Origin of the sequence: Pseudomonas sp. NFACC08-1 (assembly GCF_900106735.1) — a bacterium.
GTDB classification, from domain to species: domain Bacteria; phylum Pseudomonadota; class Gammaproteobacteria; order Pseudomonadales; family Pseudomonadaceae; genus Aquipseudomonas; species Aquipseudomonas fluorescens_Q.
In genome coordinates this window covers 268,509-293,435 of sequence record NZ_FNNL01000005.1, presented here as the reverse complement: position 1 = coordinate 293,435, position 24,927 = coordinate 268,509, and the positions used below count along the sequence as shown (strand labels likewise).

Sequence of the window (24,927 nt, the reverse complement as noted above, 5' to 3'; positions counted from 1 at the left end):
GACAATGGCTGCACATAAACTACAACGGCAGATTTAAGACATTGTCGCGCAGACCTTTAAATGGGATTCCGCTGATATCCTTGATGGTGTCCGAGGTAGGTAAGAAATAGGATCCCTCGTTACGACTAAGAACAAAATCTCCGATGTCTTTTCCAGACTCAAGATGCGCAATGATTGTATCGAGATCGAAAGACCGGGGTTCATTCAGCGGGTGATCGCCCTTGTTAACCCAGGTGTGCAAGTGGAGCGTGGCGGTTTTTTCTGCAACGGGGAAATGAAAGAACATCCTGACGTTATCATGTTCGCCTACAGCGTAAACCTCTCGAAGATGTTTAAATGTCTCACCCCGCAATTTTTCCAGTTGCGGAATATGCTCCTGCTTTAAACTTAAAATACTGGTCAAGGGTTCAAGCTTTGTTTTATCACCGATCGTACTTTGCGGCGTCTGCTGGCTTGTTTCAAGCCTTTCAGGGCCAGATGGGTGATGTCGAGCCGCTAGAAATTCGGACTGTATACCCGGATGAATCGCATAGGTACACAAGATGATGCCATCTTTACTGTTTTTGAGTGTCTCGGGAGCATTGACATAGGTATCTAAGACTGTTGCATCACAGTACGGTGAATTGGGCCCAATGAGATAGCCATGCTGCGTGAGGTCGATCGGCGAGATAAATTCAGCCAGGCTCGCATTCCGACGATAAAGATCTGTATCCAGACAGGCTTCTGCGTTGAGTATCTTGGTGAGAAATACCGGCAGGGGACGCTTCAGGTATGTATCACTGAGCTGTGTCAGCTGATCTTTGTTCGTAAAGGTGATGACCGCGACATCTTGGGTTTGATATTTGATAAGGCCCTTTGGGTTCAACCAGTTAAAGTTACCATAGCCGTCTTCATCCTGTTTAGACACATAGGCGCCATGGGTTAGATCAGGGGTGCCTGCGCTGTCTTTTTTTACAAACACATGGTATTTCTCCCGATTTAGCTGGCTAAATGCTCCCCGAGTATCATCTATACCATAGGCGTCCAGTGTTCTGCGCATTGGCGATTCTTGAGTGTTGTGCACCGCCTTTACCGTTAGGGCCTGATTGCGCTGATGACTTTGCTCAGTCGGTATAGTAGCGGTAGAACGTTGCGATGCTTGGATTTGAGTCATTGTCTGTATCCTTGATAACTTTAACAGGATTGATGATTGTAATTTCAGCCCCGTTCCGGGCTAACGCGGTAGAGGTGTCGTATTCGATAATTTGGTGAGACAGCTCACCCTGCTACTCTGCTCGATGCCCGCTGACCGAGCGGTGTGACTGAATCAATATTCCAATACTAAATACTCACCCTCAACGCTGGCTATATATTACTTTCAGTGCGCCATGGAAATCACGGATGACTTGGCCAAGTTTATTTCCAGCTACTGCAAGCGGATCAATCAACGCTTTTAGTTCGAAGCCATCATCGCACTTGCCTAATGTTAAATGCCCCGTCTCAACATATTCCATTGGGCTGGTAATGACGGGAATGACACTTCTCGAATTCTCGATCAATAGCTCTTCGCTAATGTCGATGAACGACCAGACAAAAAGGCGATCATCGACCAGTGAAATATTAATTGACCATTCTTCATCCATATCAATAGCTATGGTTGAGTGCGAGTCAAAATCGTGCAACAGTCGGTCTGAAACTCCTAGCACAGTCAGTGCCTCACGAACCAGCGAACTGAGTTCTTGATGAACATTTTGAGAGAATGATAAAGGATTGCAGGATACAACCATCTATAACGACCCATTTTAGAACTCTCTGAGGTAGCCATGCATTTTTGGCTGACTTCAGCCCCCGCTAATTTTGAGAGTGGCCAATCGACCAAAATCGATCAGACCACCCGCCCATTTATATATTTTTTCGTGGCTAGCCCTTAGCCTTCAATTACAGCACGCATTCTCTCGCCACTTGCAATTGATTTAACAATATCCACCACAGATCTCCATTCCGCCACCTGATTCGACGACAGCTCTATATTAAAGGCGCCCTCTATAATCATGACGACTTCTACTATATCGACAGAATCAGCCTTCAAATCTTCCACAAGCCGCGAACTTCTGCATATTTCTCGATGTGCCTTCGAAAAATACTCGGCCAGCAGCCTTATTACATTAGGCTCAACAGCTGCCTCAACAACAGACATACTCACTCTCCAGACACTCACAACTAAAAATTCAACATCGCCCTCAACATATCCGCAAACTGATTCAAATGTGCCGACAGCGTCTTATTGAAATTGTCATGGTACGAATTGGCATTCGAATACTTCTGGGTAAGGGACTGCAGCATGTTTTTCAGGCGTTCTTCCTGGGCGTTGAAGCCGGTTTGCCATTGGTTGTACTTGGCGGTATCCCACGTCACTGTGCCTCCGCTCGGCACGCTACCTAGCATGGTCGTCAATGGACTGAGGTCGATGACGACACACCAGCCGCTATCCGGCGGAGGATTCTGTTTCAGGCAACTGGCGGGCAAGCCCAGGGCCTTGAGCCATTTCTCTGCTTCTTCCTTGCTCGCTGCGCCGTCGCCAGGTTTCGGAAAGAGTACGGACGCGGAGTTGGGGTGGCTGTATTTATTGATCAGACTGGTCAACGCGGCGCGCAATCCGCTGACACTTACCTTGACCTCTTTACCGTCGTTCGTCCCCTCGATCCAGTCCTTCATCTTCGCGGTGATTTCAGCGTTGAAATCAGCGAAGAAGTCGGTATAGGCCTTGATGATGTGTTCGTAACCGGCCAGGTAGCCGTTCTTGATCAGGTCGATCAGATCGAGCAGTTTGTCGAAGAAGTCATTGGAGGAATTGATCCCGGCATCCAGGGCCTCCGCGATTTCGAAGGGTTTGTCCTGGTCCACGGCTTGCTTGAGGCTGCGCAGGATCTCGCCTTGTTCCTCATTGAGCTGGCGCAGTCGACTGTCGTCCAGAAGCGTGGACTTCATGCTGTGGCTCATCACCGCACAACACTGGTGGGCGCGCTGGGCCCACAGGTGTGAGCGATCGCGCTTGGCGTGGATCTGTTCGAGAAGCTCCGGGATAAGTTGCGCCATGGACTCGGTGGTCATGCCTTCCAGCGACTTGGCGTTGAATGGGCCCCTGAGCAGATTGGCGAGGCTGCGATTGAGTGCGCTCACGGAGCGGTCGAGCAACTGTGTCAGAGAGCTGACCGTTTGTACTTCAACGGGAATGTCCACAGGCAACGGCGTATCGACCGTGGCGTCGATGTTCGGCAGCAAGACGACAGGTGTCTGTATGAATCTGGTGATTTCCATATTCCTCTCCTCAAGCCGTCACGGCGCGAATAACGTCACTGCGTGATTGAAAAAGCTGCATGACCATGTCCATCAGTTTTTGCAGCAATGCGGCATCGGCCGCGTCCTTCTGAGCGACTTCATCCCCCAGGCTCTTCTGGCTGTTCTGCGCACTTTGCTGCAGCACCTCTTTCTCCCGCGCGGTGTACTCAGCCAGGCGCACCATGCTCGACACCACTTGGCTCAGGTTCGTCGCCATGGCGCTGAGGGCGCGGCCGATTTCCAGTTTTCTTTCAATACCCCGGCTGCCCATCTGGCTCAGCCAGTCGGAGGTCTCGCTGACCTTTTGCGCGTTGGATATTTGTTTTTCGAACCAGGCTTGGTCCTTGGGTGACAGGGGCGACCCCTTGGGTTTGAAATCGACCAGCGTCGGGCGGCCGAACGCGTCGAATGTCCTGATCTTGTAGGTGGTGTCCGAATTCCAGTCCGTGCGGTCGCGTTCAAGCTTGAGGTCGCGTTCGATGTTCCTGGCGTTCAGGGCGTTGGGCTTGTGCAGGTTCAAGCGGTTCTGGGGGTCTGTCTCGCTCAGCCACTTGGCGTTGCGACCGACCTCCTGTGCCTTGAGGATTTCCTTGTCGAACCAGGCTTGGTCCTCGGGTGGCCGGGGTGAACCGCTGGGTTTGAAATCGACCGTCTTCGCGCGACCGAATTCATCAAGAGTCTTGATCTTGTAGGTGCCCTGCGGATTCCACTCGCTGCGACTGCGTTCAAGCTTGAGGTCGCGTTCGATATTGCGAGCGTCCATGGCGTTGCGTTTGTGCAGGTTGATATCCGCATGCTTCAACGTCTGGCCATGGAGGGTCTTGAGCAGGGCGAACCCGGAGATTGCACCGGACACGATCGCCCCCGTAATAGCACTGTTCCGTGCGGCCTCGCCTGACTCGATAATGGCCGCACCTTGGGCCTTGGCCGCCTCGGAGGCCATGACGCTGAAATGCCCACGCAGTTGAGCGTTGGCGACCCGTGCGATGTTCAGTGCGATGATCGCGGCCACCAGCACGTTCGCGTGTTTCTCCCAGGCGCCAGGATCGAAGATCAGCTCGTTGCGCACTTCATCGCTGAGCATCATCGAGGCGGCCATGAAGTCTTGCCAGTCCGACTCGGTGGGCTGGTAGGCGTTGATCGCACTCTCCAGCTCCGCAGCTGAAGGCGCCGTGATGCTGGGGTTCTGGAGGACTTGTCTTGCGGTGATCTCGCCGAAAACCGCTGAATCGGAGAGGGACTTCCTTTTGAGGGGGTTTGAAGATTCAGTTTGAGCGGTTAACACGTCTTGCCCTGCATTGAGGACAAAAACATGCGTGCTCGAAGTGTCAATAGCCTTCATCGTAGGTACCTGCTATCCGTGATTTTCAAACGTTCCGAACCATGTTCAGGCTGACGTTGTGACTGCGCTGCAGATCGGCAAACACCTGCTCGATCTGATGGGTTCGCTCCCGCATCGCCTGGCCGTAGTCGTCGACTACCTGGGTCAGGTATTTGCTGATTTCCTCGCTGATCGCCATGCGCACTCGCACATCGGCCAAATGCACGGCCGCCTGGGCCTGATGCCGACCGGCCTCGATTTGCATCACGCCCTGCGCCGCGACATGGCCGAACTCGGTGACGGCCTGGACGATCTCCAGGTTGGCGGCGTAACGGGCCAGCGATACCGCATCGGCGCCGTTGGTCACCAAGCTGCGCAGCTGCGTGAGCATCTGGGTCACCGATTTGCCCACCGAGGTTGCCACCTGCTTCATGGCTTGCATTGCGGCGGGCGCGGCCTGGGCGACCACCGACCCCAGTTTCGAGGCGACGGCGCTGACCATCGGCCCGATCACCGCCGTCCCGACAACCGCCACCAAGGCAATGGCGGCCAGCGTCGAAACGACGCCCTGGATCATGCCGGCGATCTGCGCGATTTCCTTGGCCTTGTCTTCATCAACGCCCACCTCTATCAGTATCTGGGTGTAGAGCTCGGTGAAGAACTCGATGGCCTCTTGCATGGCGACGGTCAGCGGCTTCATAGCCTCGGCCATGAACGATTTGCCGGTTTTCTCCTCGACCACCGCATCGGCAATCATTACCGCCGCGCCAACCACCCCAACCACGATCAGGGCCACGTTGGCGGTCAGGACCCCGGCGACGATGGTGGCGGCGGCCAATATCGCCCCGACGATCTTGCCGATGCAGCCCATGGTTTTCTGCAACGCCTCGGCCTTGCGCACTTCCTCCAGGTATTTATCCGACTCACGCTTCATGTGCTCCTGGAGCTTGACTTGCAGCTCCTGGAACAACTCCTGGCTGAGTTCCTCCTTGTTCTGCGCTGCCTCACCGAGCAACTCGATGATCTTCAAGCGGTTGAGTAAGGCCAATGCACTGCTGCTGAGGGCTTTTTCGTCGGTTTCCTTTTGGTCGGGGCCTGCGCCGCCGGACACCACCACTTTCGCGATCACCCCGCTCAAGGTTTTGGCAAAGGTATTGGCGATCTCGATCAGCTTCAGGTGCGCGGCGGTCGCTGCATTGAACGTTTGGGTGTGGCTCGCCAGTTCGCCCTTGAGCTGGTCGCGACGGGCCAGCTCTTCGGCGTATTCGGGCGAGTCAGGGTCCAGTTGTGCCAACCGCGCTTCGCTGTCTTCCAGCAGACCTTGGAAATGCAGGACCCGCTCGTGCAATTGGTCGAGTTGCGCCTGGCTGCTGCCGACATCCCCCTCGGCATCCGCCATGGCCTGGACGGCGGCGGCGTATTCGGCCGAGAGGTTTTCAAGCCCCTGCTGGCGGGCACCGGCCATGCTCTGCAACATCTCCAGGCGGTTTTTCAGTTTGTTGACGTCGACCTCACCGATCAGCTCGGCAATCATCGCCATCAACAGGGTGAACAGGTCACCGTTGGTTTCCTGCTTGTTGCCATCGGCCCGCGGCGGTGGTGCGTGCAGCACCGGTCGACCCGTACTGGGCGCGGAGCGGCCATCGTGACCGTCGTATTGCACTGACATCAGGTCCGCCAGGGCTTTGCGACCGGCCTCCTGATAGTCCGTGGTCCTGGCGGCCTTGCTGGCCGCCGCGCCGTACTTTTCAAAGGCTTCGGTGCGGCTCATTCCCCCCAGGAAGGGAGCGCTACGGGTACTTCCTATGTCAGTCATGTTCAGTCCTCCGAACAGTGCAGTTCCATGTGGGCCAGGGTGTCGAGATACACCTTGGCCTGCTCGCGCAGATCGTCTTCCGCGGCTTGCTCGATCACGTATTCGAAACACAACCTGGCCTTGCCGACCTTGCCCAGGGCCAGATGACACTGGCCGGTGTAGAGCATTGGCCGGTAGTCGTTCTTGCCTTGGGCAAACGCGATGGCATACAGGTCGATGGCCTTCTGGTGGTTTTGCTTGAGCTGGTGCACCGCCGCCAGTCCCATCCAGTAATGGCTGTTGTAGAAGTCGTAGATGCACAGGAAGTGGAAGAACTTCTCGGCGTCGTCCAGCCGTCCTTGTTCGTAGAACTGGAAGGCGAAGGCATAGAGGCTGTCCATGTGTTCGTCACTGATGCCTTGCACGTCTTTCAACGCCGCGCCACCGAGTACCGCGTCCACGACCTCCAGGGCCACCTGCTCGTCTTGTTTGTTGTCGCGATTCATCGGCCACACTCCTGAAAAAACGTCAGCGTTGCTGACGGGTGCATTGAGCCAAAACGCCGATAGGTCACGCTGCCAAATTGCGCTCATCCTTGCCTTTGTGGCGAGGGAGCTTGCTCCCGCTGGGCTGCGCAGCAGCCCCCCCCCGCAAGACCAACTCCAATCAACCTGATGCACCGCGTCGTCGGGTTTTGGGGCCGCTGCGCGACCCAGCGGGAGCAAGCTCCCTCGCCACGGAGTGGGTGCTCGGCGTGGTTGATGGGGTGCTGTTTCGGGTCGGTGTTGCCTCCAGACGAAATCTCCAGCTGGCAGAACGGCTCTTGTGGCGAGGGAGCTTGCTCCCGCTGGGCTGCGCAGCAGACCCCCGAAGACCACGCCAATCAACCTGATGCACCGCGTCGTCAGGTTTTGGGGCCGCTGCGCGACCCAGCGGGAGCAAGCTCCCTCGCCACGGGGTTGGGTGCTCGGCGTGGTGGATGGGGTGCTGTTTCGGGTCGGTGTTGCCCCCAGACGAAATCTCCAGCTGGCGAACGGCTCTTGTGGCGAGGGAGCTTGCTCCCGCTGGGCTGCGCAGCAGCCCCCCGAAGACCACGCCAATCAACCTGATGCACCGCGTCGTCGGGTTTTGCTTCTGTGGCGAGGGGATTTATCCCCGCTCGAGTGCGCAGCGCTCGCTGCTTTTCTGGGGCCGCTTCGCAGCCCAACGGGGATAAATCCCCTCGCCACAGGTGTACGGCGCCGTCGATGATGAGTGGGCCTCAAGCCTGTTCGACCTGTTCCAGCCAGATCAGCAGGCGCAGCACTTCCTCGACTTCCTGCACCTGGAGGAAGCTGTAGCGCTGGTGGGTCTTGAAGATCCGTCGGGCCAAGGCTTTGTCGTTGATCACCGGCACACCGACTGCCTTGGCATACGCCCGCACCGCCAGGGCGCGTTGGTTGGTTTCCATCAGGGAGATGAACGGCAGCAAGGTGATTTCCGGGCGGAAATACACACCGATGGCAATGTGCGTCGGATTGGCGATGATCATGCGCGAGCTGCGCACGTCGGATTTGACCTGCTCCGACAACAGCTCCATGTGCAGGTCACGGCGGCGGCCCTTGATCTGTGGGTTGCCGTCCTGCTCCTTGTGTTCACGCTTGACCGCGTCCTTGTCCATCATCTGGTCTTTCATGAACAACCAATATTCGCTGAGGGCATCGAGCACGACGATCAGCAGGATGCAGGCCAGGAACGCCAGCACCAACACCAGCAGCAGATGCCCCCAGATCGCGAACAGGTCCGCTGCCTGGGCGAACAGCTGGGCAAATAGCAATTGCCGCTGGGTGACCCAGACGAGCCACAGCGCCATGGCAAAACTGCCCAGGTACAACAGCGCCTTGAAGGTGTCCTTGACCGTGCGCAGGCTGAACAATTTCTTGAAACCATTGATCGGGTTCAAGGCGCCGAGATTCAGCTTCAACGCTTCGCTGGCCAGGGCAAAACCACTTTGCAGCAGGGCCGGCAACGCACTGGTCAGCACGCAGACCAGCAACAGCGGCAGCAACGTCTTGAGGCCGACCAGCACCAGCACCGCCGAGTAGGCTTGCAGTTCAACGTCAAAATCGCTGGCGATGATGCGCCGGTAGACCTCCATGATCTCGAACAGCGAGCTGTTGAAGACCAGGTAACTGATGCCGCACAGGGTCAGGCAGGTGATGACCAGGTCCTTGGCCTTGAACGTCTGGCCCTTGCGGGCGGCATCCCGTAGGCGCTTGGCGGTGGGCTTTTCAGTCTTCGAGGCGCTGGATGACATGATCGCCCTCCCCGTCGCCCAGAGACTGCGCCAGCCCCTCGGACATCCCGCCCATGCGCAGGACTTCGTCTGGCAGGTGCACGCCGAAATACAGCATCAACACCACCAGCGCCACCAGGCTCTTGACCGTCAACGACACGGAGAACGCATTCATTTGCGGCGCATAGCGCGAGAGCAAACCGAGCAAGGCTTCGCTGACCAGCAAGGTCGCCACCACCGGCGCACTGATCACCAGCGTCTTGCTCACCAGCACATCCAATAGCGCGTGGAGAGCCGGCAAGTGCATCACGCAGTCGTTGCCCGGCGCACAGATGCGATAGCTCTGCGCGACGGTTTCCAGCATCAACAGCATCCCTCCGCCTTCGAGGTACACCGCCGCCGCGAACAACTGGAGAAAATTCGCCAACTCCGACGTGTCGACACCGTTCGCCGGATCCACCGTGCTGCTGAGCATGGCGCCGCGCTGGTTGTCGATCAGGTTGCCCATGGCATGCAGCACCCAGAACGGCCAGCACAGCAGCACACCCAGCAGCACGCCGATACTCACCTCCCGCAGCATCAAGCCGAGGAACGCCAGGCTGTCGAGGGCGGGCGCCGGCACGCCGACGTAGGCCCAGAACCCCAGCGCCACCAGGACAATCACCGCCTGGCGCGCGACACCGGTCAGCACGCCGCTGTTGAGAAACGGCAACATGAAGAAAATCGGCGCCAGGCGCGCCACGCCCAACAGCGCGGCGGCAAACCCCGCATACAGCTCGAAGAACAGCGTCACCGTCATCGGCCTAACCCAACGCCAGGCGGATGACTTCGCGGCTGAAGTCCAGCAAGGTTTCGCCGTACCAGCCCGAGAGCAGGAACAGGCACGCGGCGACCGCCAGCAGCTTGAAGCCGAACGGCAGGGTCTGTTCCTGCAACTGGGTCACGGTCTGGATCAAGCCCACCACCAGGCCGACCACCGTGGCGACGACGATCGGCCAGGCCACCATCAGCAGGATCAGGTACAGGGTCTTGTTGCCGGCGTAGACCAGATCGTTCATGGCTGCGCCTACGCCAGCAAGGTCAGGTATTGCTTGACCAGCCCGGTGGACAGCAGCGCCCAGCCATCCAGGGCGACAAACAGCACCAGCTTGATCGGCACGGAAATGATCACCGGGCTCATCATCATCATGCCCAGCGCCAGCAGGATGCTGGAGATCACCAGGTCGACAATCACGAAGGGCAGGTACAGGTAGAAGCCGATCTTGAAGGCACTCTTGATTTCACTCAGGGCGTAGGCCGGCAGCAACGAAAACAGCGAAGGCGCCAGCGCTTCATCGGCGGGCCAACCGGCGTCGGTTTCATCCTGGACCGCCTGGGCCCGCTCGAAGAACAGCGCCAGCTCCGGGTCGGTGTATTTGCGCAGGTAATCCTTGTAGCTGCCCAGGCCGTTCTCGGCGAAATTCACCACCGATTCGATATCGGTAAAGGCCACCGCCTCGGTCTTGTAGTAGTCATGGCCCTGCTTCACGACCGGCGTCATGACGAACACCGCGAGCATCAGGGCAATCGCATTGAGCGCCATGTTCGACGGCACTTGCTGCAAGCCCAAGGCGTTGCGCACGATGACGAAGACAATCGAGAACTTGAGGTAGCAAGTGCCCGCCGCCACCAGGAACGGCAGCAACGAAGCGAACGCCAGCAGCGCGATCAGCGAAACGTCATTCATCGTCACCGTCCCGATAGACCTTCAGCAATTCGACGCCCAACTGCCCGTCCAACTGCACCAGTTCGCCCAGGGCCACGGGCTTGCCGTTGGCGCGCACCTCGATGTGCCGGGCCGCGTCGTCAGCCAGCGGGATCAGTTGCCCGGCGATGATCTGCGACAGCGCGGCCAGGTCGAGATCATGGGTGGCGAGCAGGAATTCCAGGCGCACCGGGAGCGATCCCAGGTCGATTTCCACGGCAGGTTCTGACGGGCTTTCTGAACTGGCCTCGGCCACGGTCGGTTGCATGTGTAAACCCTCTTCGGTAAAGGTGAAAACGCCAAGGCATTGGCCCGCCACAAAGCAGCGTTGCATGGGCTGGGCGATGCGCAGCACGTCGCCCTCCCCCAGCCGTATTCGACTGGCAAGGCTCAGGTGACTGACGCCGAGGATCAGTTCCAGGCGCATTGGCAACGTCTTCAGCCATGAGTCGGCGGTTACGGGGCCGCGCTGGGCATTCCTGGGCGGCAATTGGGTCAACCACACGCGCCCTCCGGGGGTGTCGAGCCACGGCACTTCGCCCGTCGGCAAGCGCGCCGGGGCCACGGATTCGATGTCCGACAGATGGCTGTAACGCAACTCGTCCACCTCCAGTGACAAGGGCCGTGGCACCGCCCGGAACAACTCGACGATACGGGGCAACGGGCACGGCTGCGTCAGCAGCGCTTGCAAGGTCGGGAGCGAATGGTGCAACCAGTCACGGGCCCTGATTAGCCCGCGCCAGGGCCCGCCATCACCCTGTGCGCAGAAGCTCAAATAGTCGGAACGCTTGGGCACCTTGGCCAGATCCGCGTCCCGACCGCCGCGCCGCCAGCGTTGAATCGCCTGGGCGTGGGCATGCACCAAAGGCTCGACCCGACGCAGCTGCAATGCGCTCATGCCGCAGGCTCAGCCTGTTCGTCCGGATCCTCGTCCGGCCCCTGCTGCGAACCCTGGCGCGGCTGCTCGCCGCCACTGTCGGTCAGCCGCCAGGCAGGCTCCCGGGCCAGGGCGAAAGGTTCCTTGAGTTGCTCGAACACCAGGGCATTGCTGGGGCTGAGCGTCAGGGGTCGAGTGGGCTCTTCAGACCCGCGGCTGATCGTCACTTGTCCGCTGGCCCCCCCTCGGTTGAAGGGGACTTGCAGGAACCCTCGATCCGCACCCGGCAACGTCTCGACCATGACATCGAGTGCGGGTGGCGGCGTCGATGCAGGGACGGATGCCGTGGCAACCGTCGGTGCGTGACGCGTGCCTTGAAGGCTCAACGGCGCCTGGGGCAGCGGTTCATCGCCAAGGGCCAGCGACTGCTCACTGGCAGCGGTGAACGGCTCATGCCGTGGCGGCTCGATCAATGCCGAGTAGGTCGGCAGCGTTGATGGATCCACCGCTGGCTCCAAGCGTTGAGACAACGGATGGCGTGCCATCTGGCTGAGCGGTGGGCCGGCGTGTGGAAAAGTCATTGCGACCTGGGCACGGGGTGGCGCGCGAACGGCTTCAACCTCCACCGCTTCGCGGGCACCCGAGCGCTCCCCATCACGCTCAACCTCCGCGCCGCCCTGAACAGTACTCATCGAACGCCAGGCCAGCGCACGGCCATTGTCCATCGGCTCGCGATGAGGCCGAACCAGCGCAACCATCAGGTCCAGCACGCCCTGTGGCAGTTCATCCTCCTGCACCGGGACAAGCAGGTCTTGCAGCTCATCCATCGGGCCTTCGTCGACGGGGTCCAAGACCTGGACCGGCCGAGCGGGAACCACTGAGAGCTCTTTCATCGCCGTCCTTCCATCATTTCTTCCAGTTCCCGCTCTTCCCGGCGCACCGCTTCAAGCCGTTGAACCCGTAACAGTTGCTGGACGGAACGCTCATACTTGTCGTGCTTGCGCAGCAGTCCACGCAACCGCTCGCGCTGCACCTGCAACTGCTGTTCGACCTGCCGGCACTGCTGGTCCACACGATCCCGCTCGACCCGCAGCAGATCGATCCGCCGACGGATCACCGCCTGGGTGCGCAACAGCGCCAACAGCTGCGCGTGATCCAGCACGCAGTCATTGGCGCGATGGCTGGCCAACAGGTCTTGCAGCGCCGCTTCCTGCGCCTCGAAGCCGCCGCGCTCCGTCAGCAGCGGCTGCAATTGGCGCTGGACGTGCAGCAGCGCCTGCTCGCCGCGTTGCCGCCGGAACTCGCTGAAGGCCAACAAGCGTCGCTGCTCAGGCAAGGATTTCATGCAGGCTCCGTAAGGTTTCGTCCGGCTCGCAACACTCGCCCGTCGGCTGGCGCAGCCATCGGTCAAGGGCATCACGCCGGTGCATCGCGTGGTCATTGGCCGCGTCCGCGCCCGGGCTGTACTCGCCCATGTCGAGAAAGACCTGCAACTGTTCAAGACGGGCCAGGGTTTCCCGGGTCGACGCGGCCAGTTGCTGCACCTGCGGCGTGGTGACTTGGGTCGCCACCCGGCTGACGCTGCGCAGGACATCGATGGCCGGGTAGTGCCCCTTGGCCGCCAGGGCACGGCTGAGGTAGACATGGCCATCGAGGATGGAACGAATCTCCTCGGCGATCGGATCCGGCTCGTCGTCGCTTTCCAACAGCACCGTGTACCAGGCGGTGATGCTGCCGGTCGCGGTTACCCCTGGTCGCTCCAGCAAGCGCGGCAAGGCATCGAACACCGAGGCCGGATAGCCGCGCCGCGCCGGGGCTTCACCGGCCGCCAAGGCCAGGTCGCGACGGGCGCGGGCGTAGCGGGTCAACGAGTCCAGCAACAACACCACGCGCCGCCCCTGGTCGCGAAAATACTCGGCGATGGTGGTGGCTTGCAGCGCCGAGTTGCAGCGATCCACCGAGGAAAAATCCGAAGTGGCGAATACCACCACGCAACGAGAATGCTTGGGCGACTGGCGCAGGTGCGCGATGAACTCAGTCACCTCCCGCCCACGTTCGCCAATCAGGCCGATCACGAAGACCTCTGCGTCGGTGTGCTCGATCAGCATGTTGATCAAGGTGGTCTTGCCGGAACCGGCGGCGGCAAAAATGCCGATGCGCTGACCGACACCACAGGTCAGTAAGCCATCGATGACGCGGATGCCGGTGCGCAGCGATTCCGCCACCGGGCGTCGCTGCTGGTAGGACGGCGGGTCGGCATCCACCGGACAATCCCGTTGCGCCACCGCCGTCGAAGGCGCCAGGCGCTCGACGATCGTGCCCTGGGGATCGACCACACTGCCGAGCAAGGCGTCACTGCAGGTCAGTTGCAAGGTCGAGCCGGTGGGCACGATCATCGACTCCCGGGACAAGCCTTTGCCATCACCCAGCAGGCTGAGCAACACGGCACCGGGCTTGAAGCCGATCACCTGCGCCCTGGCCGCGACCTCGGGCGAGCGCCAGTGCCGACGCACTTCGCAGACTTCGCCGACCACCACCCCGGGCAGCGCCGCTTCTATCAGTGGCCCGCTCAAGCGCAAGGGGTGGGCCGCCTGTCGCTCCAGGCGGAGGCTATTTCCAACCGCCATGTGCAGTGTCCTCACAGGGTTTTGATGACATTGACGGACACGCTCTCGGAGATTTCGCCGAACGACATGACGTCCAGCTCCCGGAAACGTCCCTCGATGAGTTTCTTGATGTAGCGCCGCACATCCACCGAACACAGCAACACCATGTCCTTGTGGGCGATGTGCACGCTGTCCAGGCCGACACTGAGGCGGTCCATCAGTTCTTCCGATTCGGCCGGTTCCAGGTTGAGGAAACTGCCGCCGGAGGTTTGCCGGATGCCACGGCGCACCACTTCTTCGAACTCTGGCGACAACAGCAGCACGCGCAGGTCGTTGCCCTGGGCAAACTTGTTGCTGATGTAGCGGGCCATGGCGCCGCGCACGTGTTCGACCAGCGCCAGCACGTCCTTTTCCCGGGAGGCCCAATGGGCAAGGGATTCGAGGATCAGCTTCATGTTGCGCACGGAGATGCGCTCGCCGATCAGGCGCTGCAGCACTTCGGCGATCTTCTGCACGGTGACGTGGCGATAGACTTCCTTGAGCAGGTCGGGGCAGCGGGTTTCCATTTCGTCGAGCAACTGCTTGGTTTCCTGCACGCCAAAGAACTCCTGGATGTTGCGCGCCAGCAGCGTGACCAGGCAGCGATAGCATTCTTCATCGGCGGGCCGTAGGTGATAGCCCAACTGCTGCACCCGCTCGCGGTCGGCGGCGCTGACCCAGACACCGCCCAGGCGATTGCTGTCGTTGCCGCGCACCAAGGCAAAACCCAACGGGTCCAGCTCCGGCGAGTAATCCAGCAGGCGCCAGTGATCGAAATGAATGTCGAACTGCTCGGCCCGCACTTCGTTGATCAACACCGCCACTTGATGCGCCGGCAGCGCCTCGCTGGCCCGCAGCCGTGGCTCGGGAATGCGCAAGCCGTAGTCGACGAAAAACTGGCTGCGAAAGCGCGCCGCCCAACGCTGCTTTTCCAGCGCTTCGAGTTGCGTCTTGGGCACCAGCAGCATCAAGGCGATGGTTTCTGTCGCGAGGTTGTCGACGTCATCGAGCAGTCCTGACTCGCTCGGCAGCGCGTCTTGCTCGGCGGCTTCGGCGCGGCTTTGGCCCGGGCTAGCCTGTCGTGACGATTTGCGCTGGCGCACAAACACCACCAGCCCCAACACGCCGGCAATCGACAGGAACGTCAGCAACGGGAAACCCGGCAACAGCCCCACACCCACCGCCAGCAACGCGGTAACACCAAGGACGAACGGGTTGCCGAGCATCTGGGTGAGCATGTTGCGCCCCAGGTTGCTGTCGTCGCCGTTGACGCGGGTGACGATGAAGCCGGCACCGATGGCGATCAGCAGCGCCGGGATCTGGGCCACCAGGCCATCGCCGATGGTCAACAGGGTGTAGGTCGACAGCGCGGTGGACAGGTCCATGCCCAGTTGCCCGACGCCGATGGCCATGCCGCCGATAAAGTTGACGAAGATAATGATGATCCCGGCGATGGCATCGCCCTTGATGAATTTCATCGCCCCGTCAAAAGACCCGTACAGCTGGCTTTCGCGCTCCAGCACGCTGCGTTTTTCCCGGGCCTGGGCCGCGTCGATGGCGCCGGCCTTGAGGTCACCGTCGATGCTCATCTGCTTGCCCGGCATCCCGTCCAGGGAAAAACGCGCGGCGACTTCCGCCACCCGCTCCGAGCCTTTGGTGATCACGATGAACTGGACGATGGTGACGATGGAAAAAATCACGAAGCCCACCACCAGGCTTTCGCCGATCACAAAGTCACCGAACGAGGCGATGATCTCGCCGGCATCGGCCTGGCTGAGGATCAGCCGGCTGGTGCTGATCGACAGCGCCAGGCGAAACAAGGTCGTCAACAGCAGCAACGCCGGGAACGTCGAATAGCTGAGGATGCGCTCGATGTAGAACGAGCCCATGAACACCAGCAGGGAGATGACGATGTTCAGGCCGATGAGAAAATCCACCAGCACCGTGGGCAAGGGGATGATCAACATGGCGATGATCATCACCATCAAGGTCAGGATCAGCAGCTCCGGGCGAGCGCCGACGTTGCGCAAGAACCCATTGAGCAGGGTCATGGGCAACCACCCGAGCGGCGCTGATCGATGCATTCATGGGCATAGGCGACGTCCGCCAAGCGGGTGAACTGGGTGGCCAGGCGCTGTGGCGCCTCCTCATCGGCAAACAGGGGCAAGGGCAACCGCAGGCTGAGCCGGCGCAGGGTCTGCAAGAGTATCGATCGCTCACGGTGGGCACTGAGCAGCACTTGTTCGCCCAACGCACCGAGCAACAACTGGTCGAGGTCATCGGGGTAGGTCAACACGCCGAAGAGGAACACCAACCAGTCGGACTCCTCGGGGTTGTGCCGGCAGATGACGGCATCGCCAAGTACTGCGCCGATAAACAGCTCATCGGCCGAACGCAGGCGCTTGAGGTCGGTCACCTTTGCTAGCAATTGGCCGAACTCGGCGCGCGAACAACTGGGGTCCTGGGCGCTGATGTCGGTGAGCACCGCCGCTTCGATGAAGGCCAGCACCCCGCTGCGTTGCGCCGCGCCATACAGGGCGATCCAGTCCTGGTAACAGCTGAGCGGGCCTTCGTCGGATTCGAGGAAATCCCGGTAAGTCTCGCGTAGCAGGCCGGCCCGCACCGCCAGGCTCTTGCCGAACATCCTGGCCTTGAGCGCCGCGTTGATCCCGGCGTTCAGGCGCTTGGGGGAGGCTTGGGCAACCACCGTCTGCAACAGCGTTTCGAGGCGCTGCCGGGTCAGCGTTTCCAGGTTCTTGCGGCGCAACAACGCCCGTAGCACCAGGGCCAGGTCGCTGTCATCGGGAAACAGGCTTCGCGCCATTTGCAGCAACCAGGCGACGGGCTTGTCCGCCAACCGCGCCAGGCTCAGCACCTGCCGGGCCTTGGGCACGGTGTCGTCTTCCAGCACGCGCTCGAAGGTGTCGGTCATGGCCTCGGACTTGAGCTCAAACAACCGGCGACCACGGAATTGGGTCAGTGCCGCCGAGAGTTCGTCGCTGATCTGCACGAGGCGCTGCGCCACTGCGGCCGTTGCGCTGTCCTCCGGCGTCTCGGCATCGACGGGTGGTTGCGGGTGTTCGGCGGCTTTCTCGGCATTGAGCCGCGCCTGGGCAGCCCGGCCACCGAGGGAAACCGGGGGCAGCATCATTTCTCTGACATCCGGAAGTACATTCGACGCACCCGCTCGTGCTGCTGCGGAGTCAGCAACTGCCCGCCCGGCTCGCTCGTGGCCGGTTCAAAAGCCTCGCGAATCTCCTTGGGCTGGATCAGGAATACGCGCACCGTGTTGGCCGAGCGCCCTTGGCGATAGCTGAACAAGCGACCGATCCAGGGAATCGCCCCCAACACCGGGACGCGCCCGATCTGCTCGCCGTGGTCATCGCGGGTGAAACCGCCCACCAACAGACTCTTGCCTTGGGGTACTCGCGCTACGGTACTGATGCGGGTGCGACCGACCGTCGGCAACGCGCCCTGGCGCTCACCCTGGCCCGGACTCTCGACTTCGTTGCCGTCCTCGATATTGAGCGACATCTCGATCTCGTCCGCGTGGGCGAAACGCGGCAGTACATTCACCAACGTGCCGTAGGTCACATGCTGCAGATCGACACTGCGCTCCCCGACCAAGGGGGCATAGAAGGTGCGGTTGTTATCGAAGATCGCCGGCACGTTCTCTTGCGTCAGGATCACCGGGCGCGAGACGACATTGGCCCGCTGGGTCCGCTCCAGGGCCATGACCTGGGTGACGAACGAGGCGCCATCGAGGGTGGTCGCCGAGCCGGCGTTGAGCGATGCGCTGAAGGTGGCCCCGGACTTCACCGCGCCTTGCCAGTTGATGCCCAGTTGGTTGAGCTCATCCTTGTGCAGGTCGATGATCCACAACGACAACTCGACGTGGCGTTTCGGCGTGTCCAGGGCATTGACCAGGTTCTCGATGAAGCGCACCTGCTCCGGCAGCCCCTTGACCAACAGGCTGTTGGTGTCCGGGTAGGCCACCACCCGAATGTTGCCGGCGGCCACCTCCCGCGCAATGATTCGCGGGGCCCTCGGGTCTTGGTTCGAGGGGGTGTCCGCCAGGCCCGCCAGGGGAAACAGCGGCATCGCGCCCCGCACTCCCGACGCGGTGCCTTGCGCCACCGACGGCTCGACCTCGTGCTTTTCGCCGCGCAACAGGGCCTCGATCACAGTGGCCAGCCCTGGAATGGTCACCTTGTCGTCGCGCAGCTCATAGTTGCGGTCACTGACAAAGGTGTTTCGCACTTGGATCACACCGATCTGCTGCTTGCCCAGCAGCAGCTCCGAGCGCTGGTTGTCCATCAAGCCGGCGGCTTGCACCACCAGGTCGACATAGATCGGCGGGCCCGAGACATGGAATGTCCGCAGACCGTCGTGACGCAACGGATACCGGACATCGTGCAGCCCCGAACGCCCCAGGAAGGCCTGGAGCTTGGCGACGGTCAGGGTCTGCAGCGACATCATCGCGCTTTTGATTTCCGAGGCGTCATACAGATAAATCGCCTGGCCATCGCTGTACCAGATCAGCCCCATCTGCGCGCTGACACGCTCGAAAGTCCGTTGCGGGGTGCGCAGATCGAACGTACCGCCGATCCGTTTGGCCGCCGCGGCCTTGCTGACAATGACCGGCTTGCCCAACGACCCGGACAACTCGCTGAAAAAAGTCCGCGCGCTCTGCTCCCGGGCTTCGAAGCTGTAGACATCAGCCCGGGCGGCCAATGCTGGGAGCAGCATCGCGGTACTCAGGCACAACCATGAAAGGGTCAGGGAAAATCGTCGCTGGCTCATCGACTCACTTGCCTGGCAGGTAGGTGATATCCGCCAGGCTGCTGGGCGCGAAACCCACCAGTTCGCGGACTTCCTTGGAAAAGTGTGAAGAGGAGGCAAAGCCGAACTCCAGCGCCACATCGGTCAGCGAGCCGTCCTGAAGACTCATGTTCAGCAGCGCCTGGGCCGTGCGCCAGCCGCGCAACACCGGTTTGGCCGCGCTCCCCAAGGCCTGCTGGCACAGCCGCCGAAAATGCGAAACCGACACACCGTAGCGCTGGGCCAGCGTGTTAAGTTTTTCGCTGTGGGTGCCTTGTTCCAATAAAAACCGTACGAGCCCGTAGCTCTCGTGATGCCGCAACAGGTTGGCAGCCGCGTGATAGGCCGCGGTGCCGCCCAGCGCCTGGCCGATGAACCAGCGTTCGAATCGTTCCTGGGAGCGGACGACTTCCTCGGTCACCGGCAACAGGGCCCACGGTCCAACTGCCCCCCGTTGCCCGACCTCGACGAAGGCATTGCTCATGTCGAAAAAAGCCTGCAACTTCACCAGCGGCGCCGCAGTCACAGGCTGGACCTGCAACGGGCCACCACTCCAGCGCAGCGAATCACCCGCCACCACCACCCCTTCCCAACCGACCGGCAGGCGATGACTGACGCCAAACCTCGCGGCGCTCAGTTGAACCGGGCTTTGCGCGACACGCAGGTGCAGCACCCGTTCGCGCTGTTCAGGCAATGCCGTGGAGCGAGATGATTTGTCCTGCACACCGGTCTCCTTTGCTACGTAGCCTTGGAAGGGCCGACAGGATGAAAGACCCGGCGTCTTGAATCTTGATGGAAAGGTGATGGGGCACGCACTGGCATATGCCTTGCACCCTTTTCGTTCATCGGCGCCCATGCCAATGGCGGAATGAGTGCCACACTGATTTAAAGGACAACGGCGTCGTCATCCGGCCCTGCCCTGGCAGCGCTGGGTACGGCGCTTTTTTTACGTGGAAGGTGATGCGCGATGAATGAAGTTCCAGCCAATCCCCTGGCCTGGGTCAACGGTAGCGATGCCCCGGAAAAGAGCGCAGTCAACCTGGGTTTCATGGCCTTGAGTGACTGTGCCCCGGTGGTCGTGGCCGCCACCCAGGGCTTCGCCCAACCCTACGGCCTGACCCTGAACCTCAAGCGCCAGACGTCCTGGGCCAACCTGCGGGACAAGCTGGTCAGTGGTGAAATCGATGCCGCCCATAGCCTGTACGGCCTGATCTACGCCGTGCACCTGGGGATCGGCGGCGTCGCGCCGACCGACATGGCCGTGCTGATGGGCCTGAACCAGAACGGCCAGAGCATCAACCTGTCCCATGGCTTGCAGGCCCAGGGCGTGACCAGTCCTGAGGCACTGGAACAGCACGTGCACCAAACTCGCCCGAAACTGACCTTCGCCCAGACCTTCCCCACCGGCACCCATGCCATGTGGCTTTATTACTGGCTCGCCGCCCAGGGCATCCATCCCTTGTCGGATGTCGACAGCGTCGTGGTGCCGCCGCCGCAAATGATCGCGCACCTGCAAGCCGGACGTATCGACGGTTTTTGCGTCGGTGAACCCTGGTGCGCCAGCGCGGTGAAGCAGAACCTGGGTTTTACCCTGGCGACCACCCAGACCATCTGGCCCGATCACCCGGAAAAAGTCCTGGGCTGCACCCGCGCATTCGTCGAGCAGTACCCCAATACCGCCCGGGCCCTGGTGATGGCGATCCTCGAAGCCAGCCGCTTCATCGAACAAAGCAGCGAAAACCGTCGCAGCACCGCACAACTGTTGAGCGCGCCCGAATACCTCGACGCGCCACTGGACTGCATCGAGCCGCGCTTGCTGGGGATCTATGCCGATGGCTTGGGCAACAGTTGGCAGGATCCCCACGCCATGCGCTTCCACGGCAATGGCGAGGTGAACCTGCCGTACCTGTCCGACGGCATGTGGTTCATGACCCAGTTCCGTCGCTGGGGCCTGTTGCGCGAAGACCCGGATTACCTGGCCGTGGCCCAGGACGTCCAGCAGCTCAAGCTGTACCGTGAAGCCGCTGGCGCACTGGGCATCGCGTCCCCGCGCCAGGACATGCGCAGCAGCCAGTTGATCGATGGCACCACCTGGGACGGTTCGGACCCGGCCAAGTATGCCCGCAGCTTCAAACTGCACGCCTTGAGCGATGCGGCTCCCCTTTTCGCCAGCCGCTGACAGGAGCCTCGACCATGCTGCGTATCCTGCTGATCAACGACACCGCGAAAAAAGTCGGCCGCCTCAAAGCCGCCCTGATTGAAGCCGGATTCGAAGTCATCGATGAATCCGGATTGACCATCGACCTGCCGGCGCGCGTCGAAACGGTGCGTCCGGACGTGATCCTGATCGATACCGAGTCACCCGGACGGGATGTCATGGAGCAAGTGGTGCTGGTCAGCCGCGACCAACCACGACCGATCGTCATGTTTACCGACGAGCACGACCCCGACGTGATGCGCCAGGCGATCAAGTCGGGGGTGAGCGCCTACATCGTCGAAGGCATCCACGCCGCACGCCTGCAACCGATCCTCGACGTGGCCATGGCCCGCTTCGAAAGCGACCAGGCCCTGCGCGCCCAGCTCCTGGCCCGCGACCAGCAACTGGCCGAGCGCAAGCGCATCGAACTGGCCAAGGGCATGTTGATGAAGATGAAGGAATGCAACGAGGAGCAGGCCTACACCCTGATGCGCCGCCAGGCCATGAGCCGCCAGCAGAAGCTGATCCAGGTGGCGGAGCAGATCATTGCCATGAATGAGCTGCTGGGCTGAAAGCCTTGTAGCGCCTGCCTTACCGCCCTACTGATGATCGTTCCCACGCTCTGCGTTGGAATGCATCCTGTGACGTTCTGCGTCACCTTGTGAAGCGGAACGCGGAGCGTCCCTGGCGCGGCATTCCCGCGCAGAGCGTAGGAACGATCGTGACAGACTTGGCACAGATCTCGCTTAAGCAAACCCACAGGTAACCAACGGCGGTTGCCCCACCTACGACAAAGACGTCGCACACCCTCCTTGCCTTTCTGGCGATCCGGGTTGCGGCGTTTTTTTGTTTTGGCCCTTCGGGGCCGGTGGTGCGACCACAGGCGGCGCACTGCTCAAAGCACTGACTCATTTCTCGAGACTTTTACAGCTGAGGTGCGCGATGAATTCAAGCTTCTGGAAATCCGGCCATACCCCGACACTGTTCGCGGCCTTCCTCTACTTCGACCTGAGCTTCATGGTCTGGTACCTGCTCGGTCCACTGGCGGTACAGATCTCTGCCGACCTGCACCTGACCACCCAGCAACGCGGCCTGATGGTCGCGACGCCGATCCTGGCTGGCGCCGTACTGCGGTTGTTCATGGGCCTGCTGGCCGATCGGATTTCGCCGAAGACTGCTGGCATGGTGGGCCAGGTGATTGTGATCGGTGCGCTGTTCTGCGCCTGGAAACTGGGCATCCACAGCTACGAGCAAGCGTTGTTGCTAGGCCTGTTCCTGGGCGTGGCCGGCGCGTCGTTCGCCGTGGCCTTGCCGCTGGCGTCCCAGTGGTATCCACCACAGCATCAGGGCAAGGCCATGGGTATTGCCGGTGCCGGTAACTCGGGCACCGTGCTCGCGGCGCTGATCGCTCCGGTCATGGCGGTGGCCTTCGGCTGGAGCAACGTGTTCGGCTTCGCGCTGATCCCGCTGGTGCTGACCCTGGTGCTCTTCGCCTGGTTGGCCAAGAACGCCCCCGAGCGGCCAAAAGCCAAATCCATGGCCGACTACCTCAAGGCCCTGGGCGACCGCGACAGCTGGTGGTTCATGTTCTTCTACAGCGTGACCTTCGGCGGCTTCATCGGCCTGGCCAGCGCCCTGCCCGGCTACTTCAACGACCAATATGGCCTGAGCCCGGTCACCGCTGGCTACTACACCGCCGCCTGCGTCTTCGGTGGCAGCCTGATGCGTCCATTGGGCGGCGCCCTGGCGGACCGTTTCGGCGGCATCCGCACCTTGCTGGGCATGTACACCGTCGCGGCCGTCTGCATCGCCGCAGTGGGCTTCAACCTGCCGAGCTCCTACGCCGCCCTGGCCCTGTTCGTCTGCACCATGCTCGGTTTGGGTGCAGGCAACGGCGCGGTGTTCCAACTGGTGCCACAACGCTTCCGTCGCGAGATCGGCGTGATGACCGGGCTGATCGGCATGGCCGGCGGCATCGGCGGCTTCGCCCTGGCGGCGGGCATGGGCGCGATCAAGCAGAGCACCGGCAGCTATCAACTGGCACTGTGGTTGTTTGCCAGCCTCGGTGTCCTGGCCTGGTTCGGCCTGCACGGCGTCAAGCGCCGTTGGAGGACCACTTGGGGTTCGGCCGCCGTCACTGCGGCTCGGGTATAAATAGCCTCCATGAGCCTGCAACTGAGTTTCGCCGAAGCCAGTGCCATCGGCCCGCGGGAGGAAAACCAGGACGCCCTGCGCCTGGTCACCCCCGCCCCGGCCCTGGCCGCCAGCAAGGGATACCTGTTCGCCATCGCCGACGGCGTGAGCCAATGCGCCGATGGCGGGCTGGCCGCCCGTTCGACCTTGCAGGCCCTGGCCCTGGATTACTACTCCACGCCACAGACCTGGGGCGTGGCCCAGGCATTGGACCGGTTGCTGTTGGCGCAGAATCGCTGGCTGCAAGCCAACGGTGGCGGACAGCCGCTGCTCACCACCGTCAGCGCCCTGGTCCTGCGGGGCCGGCGCTTCACCCTCGCCCATGTCGGCGATTGCCGGGTCTACCGCTGGCACGCCGATCATCTGCAACGGGTCAGCGAAGACCACGTCTGGGAACAACAGGGCATGCAGCATGTGCTCAAGCGTGCCCTGGGCCTGGACCAACACCTGATCCTCGACTTTCTTGACGGCGAACTGCGCATCGACGAAACCTTCGTGCTGCTCAGCGACGGCGTCTGGGCAGTGCTGGGCGACACGGCCATTGCCGGCATTCTTCGCGATCAACCGGACCTGGACGTCGCCGCCCAGACCCTGGTCAACGCCGCGCACCTGGCCGGCAGCCAGGACAACGCCAGTGCCTTGCTGGTGCGGGTCGATGCGGTGGGCGAAGCGAGCATCGGCGATGCGCTGATCCAGTTGCAGCAATGGCCCCTGCCGCCTGCGCTGAAACCGGGCCAGATGTTCGAGGGCTGGCAGATCGAAAGCCTGCTCGGCCACAGCCAGCAATCGTTGCTCTACCGGGTACACGATGGTCAGGGCCAACCTTGGCTGCTGAAAACCCTGCCCGCGCAACTACGGGACGATAGCCGCGCGGGGCAGGCGTTGCTCTCGGAGGAGTGGTTTCTCAAGCGCGTCGCCGGGCGGCAGTTTCCCGAGGTCCATGGCGTTCCCCAGCGTCAGCATTTGTACTACGTGATGCGTGAATATCCGGGCGCGACCCTGGCCGAGCTGTTCAACCAGGGCGGGCCACTGCCTCTGGCCCAGTGGCTGGACCTGGCGCAGCGGCTGGTACGGGCAGTAGGCCTGTTACATCGAAGGCAGATCTACCACCGCGACATCAAGCCGGAAAACCTGCACCTGGGGGATGACGGGGAATTGCGTTTGCTGGATTTCGGCCTGGCGTACTGCCCGGGCCTGTCCGAGGACCAGGCCAACGTCTTGCCCGGCACCCCCAGCTACATCGCCCCGGAAGCCTTCGGCGGCGCCGCACCGACGGCGCAACAGGACTTGTACTCGGTCGGCGTGACCTTGTACTTCCTGCTGACCGGGCATTATCCCTACGGCGAAATCGAAGCCTTCCAACGCCCGCGCTTTGGCGTACCGGTCAGTGCCAGTCGCTATCGACCGGACTTGGCCGAATGGCTCGGGCAAAGCCTGGAACGCGCCGTCGCCGCAGACCCGGAGCAACGCTTTGAAACCGCCGAAGAGTGGTTGTTGCTGCTGGAGCAGGGTGAACGCCGCAGCTTGAACGTCAGGCCCCGGCCACTGCTGGAGCGCGAGCCGCTGAAGGTCTGGCGGACCTTGGCGCTGGTGTCCCTGGTGGTGAACATCGTGCTGCTGTTTTTGGTGTTTCACTCATAACAACCGTGGCGAGGGAGCTTGCTCCCGCTGGGGCGCGCAGCGGCCCTAAAACCCGGCGACGCGGTGGATCAGGTTGATTGAGTGAGCTTGAGAGGGGGCT

General features: G+C 61.4%; 23 protein-coding genes. 4 read left to right on the top strand and 19 right to left on the bottom strand.

Going from position 1 to position 24,927, the window contains the following annotated elements:
• Positions 1-19: 19 nt before the first annotated feature.
• The 19 genes from BLU76_RS30740 to BLU76_RS13165 form a co-directional block, all read right to left on the bottom strand.
• Positions 20-1,153, bottom strand: coding sequence for a hypothetical protein (locus BLU76_RS30740; protein WP_139211602.1), 1,134 nt, complete (start codon positions 1,151-1,153; stop codon positions 20-22).
• A 181-nt stretch (positions 1,154-1,334) separates the two neighbouring features.
• A complete protein-coding gene (locus BLU76_RS13260; RefSeq protein ID WP_092223025.1) occupies positions 1,335-1,766 on the bottom strand; it encodes an InvB/SpaK family type III secretion system chaperone in 432 nt (143 codons plus the stop codon).
• A gap of 140 nt (positions 1,767-1,906) precedes the next feature.
• Complete coding sequence (locus BLU76_RS13255; RefSeq protein WP_092223023.1) at positions 1,907-2,176, bottom strand: phosphopantetheine-binding protein; 270 nt, start codon at positions 2,174-2,176, stop codon at positions 1,907-1,909.
• 23 nt (positions 2,177-2,199) lie between these two features.
• A complete protein-coding gene (locus BLU76_RS13250; RefSeq protein WP_092223021.1) occupies positions 2,200-3,297 on the bottom strand; it encodes an IpaD/SipD/SspD family type III secretion system needle tip protein in 1,098 nt (365 codons plus the stop codon).
• Between the two features lie 10 nt (positions 3,298-3,307).
• The gene (locus tag BLU76_RS31875; RefSeq protein ID WP_256572672.1) at positions 3,308-4,417 is read right to left on the bottom strand and encodes a cell invasion protein; all 1,110 of its coding nucleotides are present in this window, start codon (positions 4,415-4,417) and stop codon (positions 3,308-3,310) included.
• 268 nt (positions 4,418-4,685) lie between these two features.
• On the bottom strand, positions 4,686-6,455 hold the full coding sequence (gene sctE, locus BLU76_RS13235) for a type III secretion system translocon subunit SseC family protein (RefSeq protein ID WP_092223019.1): 1,770 nt from the start codon (positions 6,453-6,455) through the stop codon (positions 4,686-4,688).
• A gap of 2 nt (positions 6,456-6,457) precedes the next feature.
• Entirely contained in the window at positions 6,458-6,940 is a 483-nt protein-coding gene (sicA, locus tag BLU76_RS13230; protein ID WP_092148526.1) for a type III secretion system translocator chaperone SicA, read from the bottom strand.
• A 755-nt stretch (positions 6,941-7,695) separates the two neighbouring features.
• Entirely contained in the window at positions 7,696-8,730 is a 1,035-nt protein-coding gene (locus BLU76_RS13220) for an EscU/YscU/HrcU family type III secretion system export apparatus switch protein (RefSeq protein ID WP_092223015.1), read from the bottom strand.
• The gene (sctT, locus tag BLU76_RS13215) at positions 8,705-9,508 is read right to left on the bottom strand and encodes a type III secretion system export apparatus subunit SctT (RefSeq protein ID WP_092223013.1); all 804 of its coding nucleotides are present in this window, start codon (positions 9,506-9,508) and stop codon (positions 8,705-8,707) included. The genes BLU76_RS13220 and sctT overlap by 26 nt, the downstream gene beginning before the upstream one ends.
• Positions 9,509-9,512: 4 nt before the next feature.
• The gene (locus BLU76_RS13210) at positions 9,513-9,767 is read right to left on the bottom strand and encodes an EscS/YscS/HrcS family type III secretion system export apparatus protein (protein WP_092223011.1); all 255 of its coding nucleotides are present in this window, start codon (positions 9,765-9,767) and stop codon (positions 9,513-9,515) included.
• An 8-nt stretch (positions 9,768-9,775) separates the two neighbouring features.
• Complete coding sequence (locus tag BLU76_RS13205) at positions 9,776-10,435, bottom strand: EscR/YscR/HrcR family type III secretion system export apparatus protein (protein WP_092223009.1); 660 nt, start codon at positions 10,433-10,435, stop codon at positions 9,776-9,778.
• Positions 10,428-11,351 carry a FliM/FliN family flagellar motor switch protein gene (locus tag BLU76_RS13200; RefSeq protein ID WP_092223007.1) on the bottom strand — a complete coding sequence of 308 codons (924 nt, stop codon included), beginning with the start codon at positions 11,349-11,351 and terminating at the stop codon, positions 10,428-10,430. Before BLU76_RS13200 ends, BLU76_RS13205 begins: the two co-directional genes overlap by 8 nt.
• Positions 11,348-12,223, bottom strand: coding sequence for a SpaN/EivJ family type III secretion system needle length determinant (locus BLU76_RS13195; protein ID WP_170867298.1), 876 nt, complete (start codon positions 12,221-12,223; stop codon positions 11,348-11,350). Before BLU76_RS13195 ends, BLU76_RS13200 begins: the two co-directional genes overlap by 4 nt.
• A complete protein-coding gene (locus tag BLU76_RS13190) occupies positions 12,220-12,675 on the bottom strand; it encodes a type III secretion protein (RefSeq protein WP_092151059.1) in 456 nt (151 codons plus the stop codon). Before BLU76_RS13190 ends, BLU76_RS13195 begins: the two co-directional genes overlap by 4 nt.
• Positions 12,659-13,957 carry a type III secretion system ATPase SctN gene (gene sctN / locus BLU76_RS13185; protein WP_092223005.1) on the bottom strand — a complete coding sequence of 433 codons (1,299 nt, stop codon included), beginning with the start codon at positions 13,955-13,957 and terminating at the stop codon, positions 12,659-12,661. The genes BLU76_RS13190 and sctN overlap by 17 nt, the downstream gene beginning before the upstream one ends.
• Before the next feature lie 11 nt (positions 13,958-13,968).
• Entirely contained in the window at positions 13,969-16,020 is a 2,052-nt protein-coding gene (locus BLU76_RS13180) for an EscV/YscV/HrcV family type III secretion system export apparatus protein (protein ID WP_305882118.1), read from the bottom strand.
• Positions 16,021-16,022: 2 nt separating this feature from the next.
• Positions 16,023-17,126 carry a type III secretion system gatekeeper subunit SctW gene (gene sctW, locus BLU76_RS13175; protein WP_092223001.1) on the bottom strand — a complete coding sequence of 368 codons (1,104 nt, stop codon included), beginning with the start codon at positions 17,124-17,126 and terminating at the stop codon, positions 16,023-16,025.
• The gene (gene sctC, locus BLU76_RS13170; RefSeq protein WP_092222999.1) at positions 17,123-18,778 is read right to left on the bottom strand and encodes a type III secretion system outer membrane ring subunit SctC; all 1,656 of its coding nucleotides are present in this window, start codon (positions 18,776-18,778) and stop codon (positions 17,123-17,125) included. Before sctC ends, sctW begins: the two co-directional genes overlap by 4 nt.
• Positions 18,779-18,782: 4 nt before the next feature.
• On the bottom strand, positions 18,783-19,520 hold the full coding sequence (locus BLU76_RS13165) for a helix-turn-helix domain-containing protein (protein WP_092151044.1): 738 nt from the start codon (positions 19,518-19,520) through the stop codon (positions 18,783-18,785).
• A 243-nt stretch (positions 19,521-19,763) separates the two neighbouring features.
• On the opposite strand from BLU76_RS13165, the gene BLU76_RS13160 reads away from it, so the two are divergent.
• From BLU76_RS13160 to BLU76_RS13145, 4 genes are all read left to right on the top strand, one after another.
• Positions 19,764-20,975 carry a CmpA/NrtA family ABC transporter substrate-binding protein gene (locus tag BLU76_RS13160; protein ID WP_092222997.1) on the top strand — a complete coding sequence of 404 codons (1,212 nt, stop codon included), beginning with the start codon at positions 19,764-19,766 and terminating at the stop codon, positions 20,973-20,975.
• Positions 20,976-20,989: 14 nt separating this feature from the next.
• Complete coding sequence (locus tag BLU76_RS13155) at positions 20,990-21,565, top strand: ANTAR domain-containing response regulator (RefSeq protein WP_025212689.1); 576 nt, start codon at positions 20,990-20,992, stop codon at positions 21,563-21,565.
• Positions 21,566-21,935: 370 nt separating this feature from the next.
• A complete protein-coding gene (locus BLU76_RS13150; RefSeq protein ID WP_039589025.1) occupies positions 21,936-23,147 on the top strand; it encodes a nitrate/nitrite transporter in 1,212 nt (403 codons plus the stop codon).
• 9 nt (positions 23,148-23,156) lie between these two features.
• Positions 23,157-24,827, top strand: coding sequence for a bifunctional protein-serine/threonine kinase/phosphatase (locus BLU76_RS13145; protein WP_092222995.1), 1,671 nt, complete (start codon positions 23,157-23,159; stop codon positions 24,825-24,827).
• The last annotated feature ends 100 nt before the right edge of the window (positions 24,828-24,927 follow it).

Excerpts from the sequence above, each read along its gene's own strand:
- BLU76_RS30740 (WP_139211602.1), bottom strand. The coding sequence starts at position 1,153 with ATGACTCAAATCCAAGCATCGCAACGTTCTACCGCTACTATACCGACT.
- BLU76_RS13260 (WP_092223025.1), bottom strand. The coding sequence starts at position 1,766 with ATGGTTGTATCCTGCAATCCTTTATCATTCTCTCAAAATGTTCATCAA.
- BLU76_RS13255 (WP_092223023.1), bottom strand. The coding sequence starts at position 2,176 with ATGTCTGTTGTTGAGGCAGCTGTTGAGCCTAATGTAATAAGGCTGCTG.
- BLU76_RS13250 (WP_092223021.1), bottom strand. The coding sequence starts at position 3,297 with ATGGAAATCACCAGATTCATACAGACACCTGTCGTCTTGCTGCCGAAC.
- BLU76_RS31875 (WP_256572672.1), bottom strand. The coding sequence starts at position 4,417 with ATGGCCGCCTCGATGATGCTCAGCGATGAAGTGCGCAACGAGCTGATC.
- sctE (WP_092223019.1), bottom strand. The coding sequence starts at position 6,455 with ATGACTGACATAGGAAGTACCCGTAGCGCTCCCTTCCTGGGGGGAATG.
- sicA (WP_092148526.1), bottom strand. The coding sequence starts at position 6,940 with ATGAATCGCGACAACAAACAAGACGAGCAGGTGGCCCTGGAGGTCGTG.
- BLU76_RS13220 (WP_092223015.1), bottom strand. The coding sequence starts at position 8,730 with ATGTCATCCAGCGCCTCGAAGACTGAAAAGCCCACCGCCAAGCGCCTA.
- sctT (WP_092223013.1), bottom strand. The coding sequence starts at position 9,508 with ATGACGGTGACGCTGTTCTTCGAGCTGTATGCGGGGTTTGCCGCCGCG.
- BLU76_RS13210 (WP_092223011.1), bottom strand. The coding sequence starts at position 9,767 with ATGAACGATCTGGTCTACGCCGGCAACAAGACCCTGTACCTGATCCTG.
- BLU76_RS13205 (WP_092223009.1), bottom strand. The coding sequence starts at position 10,435 with ATGAATGACGTTTCGCTGATCGCGCTGCTGGCGTTCGCTTCGTTGCTG.
- BLU76_RS13200 (WP_092223007.1), bottom strand. The coding sequence starts at position 11,351 with ATGAGCGCATTGCAGCTGCGTCGGGTCGAGCCTTTGGTGCATGCCCAC.
- BLU76_RS13195 (WP_170867298.1), bottom strand. The coding sequence starts at position 12,223 with ATGAAAGAGCTCTCAGTGGTTCCCGCTCGGCCGGTCCAGGTCTTGGAC.
- BLU76_RS13190 (WP_092151059.1), bottom strand. The coding sequence starts at position 12,675 with ATGAAATCCTTGCCTGAGCAGCGACGCTTGTTGGCCTTCAGCGAGTTC.
- sctN (WP_092223005.1), bottom strand. The coding sequence starts at position 13,957 with ATGGCGGTTGGAAATAGCCTCCGCCTGGAGCGACAGGCGGCCCACCCC.
- sctW (WP_092223001.1), bottom strand. The coding sequence starts at position 17,126 with ATGATGCTGCCCCCGGTTTCCCTCGGTGGCCGGGCTGCCCAGGCGCGG.
- sctC (WP_092222999.1), bottom strand. The coding sequence starts at position 18,778 with ATGAGCCAGCGACGATTTTCCCTGACCCTTTCATGGTTGTGCCTGAGT.
- BLU76_RS13160 (WP_092222997.1), top strand. The coding sequence starts at position 19,764 with ATGAATGAAGTTCCAGCCAATCCCCTGGCCTGGGTCAACGGTAGCGAT.
- BLU76_RS13155 (WP_025212689.1), top strand. The coding sequence starts at position 20,990 with ATGCTGCGTATCCTGCTGATCAACGACACCGCGAAAAAAGTCGGCCGC.
- BLU76_RS13150 (WP_039589025.1), top strand. The coding sequence starts at position 21,936 with ATGAATTCAAGCTTCTGGAAATCCGGCCATACCCCGACACTGTTCGCG.
- BLU76_RS13145 (WP_092222995.1), top strand. The coding sequence starts at position 23,157 with ATGAGCCTGCAACTGAGTTTCGCCGAAGCCAGTGCCATCGGCCCGCGG.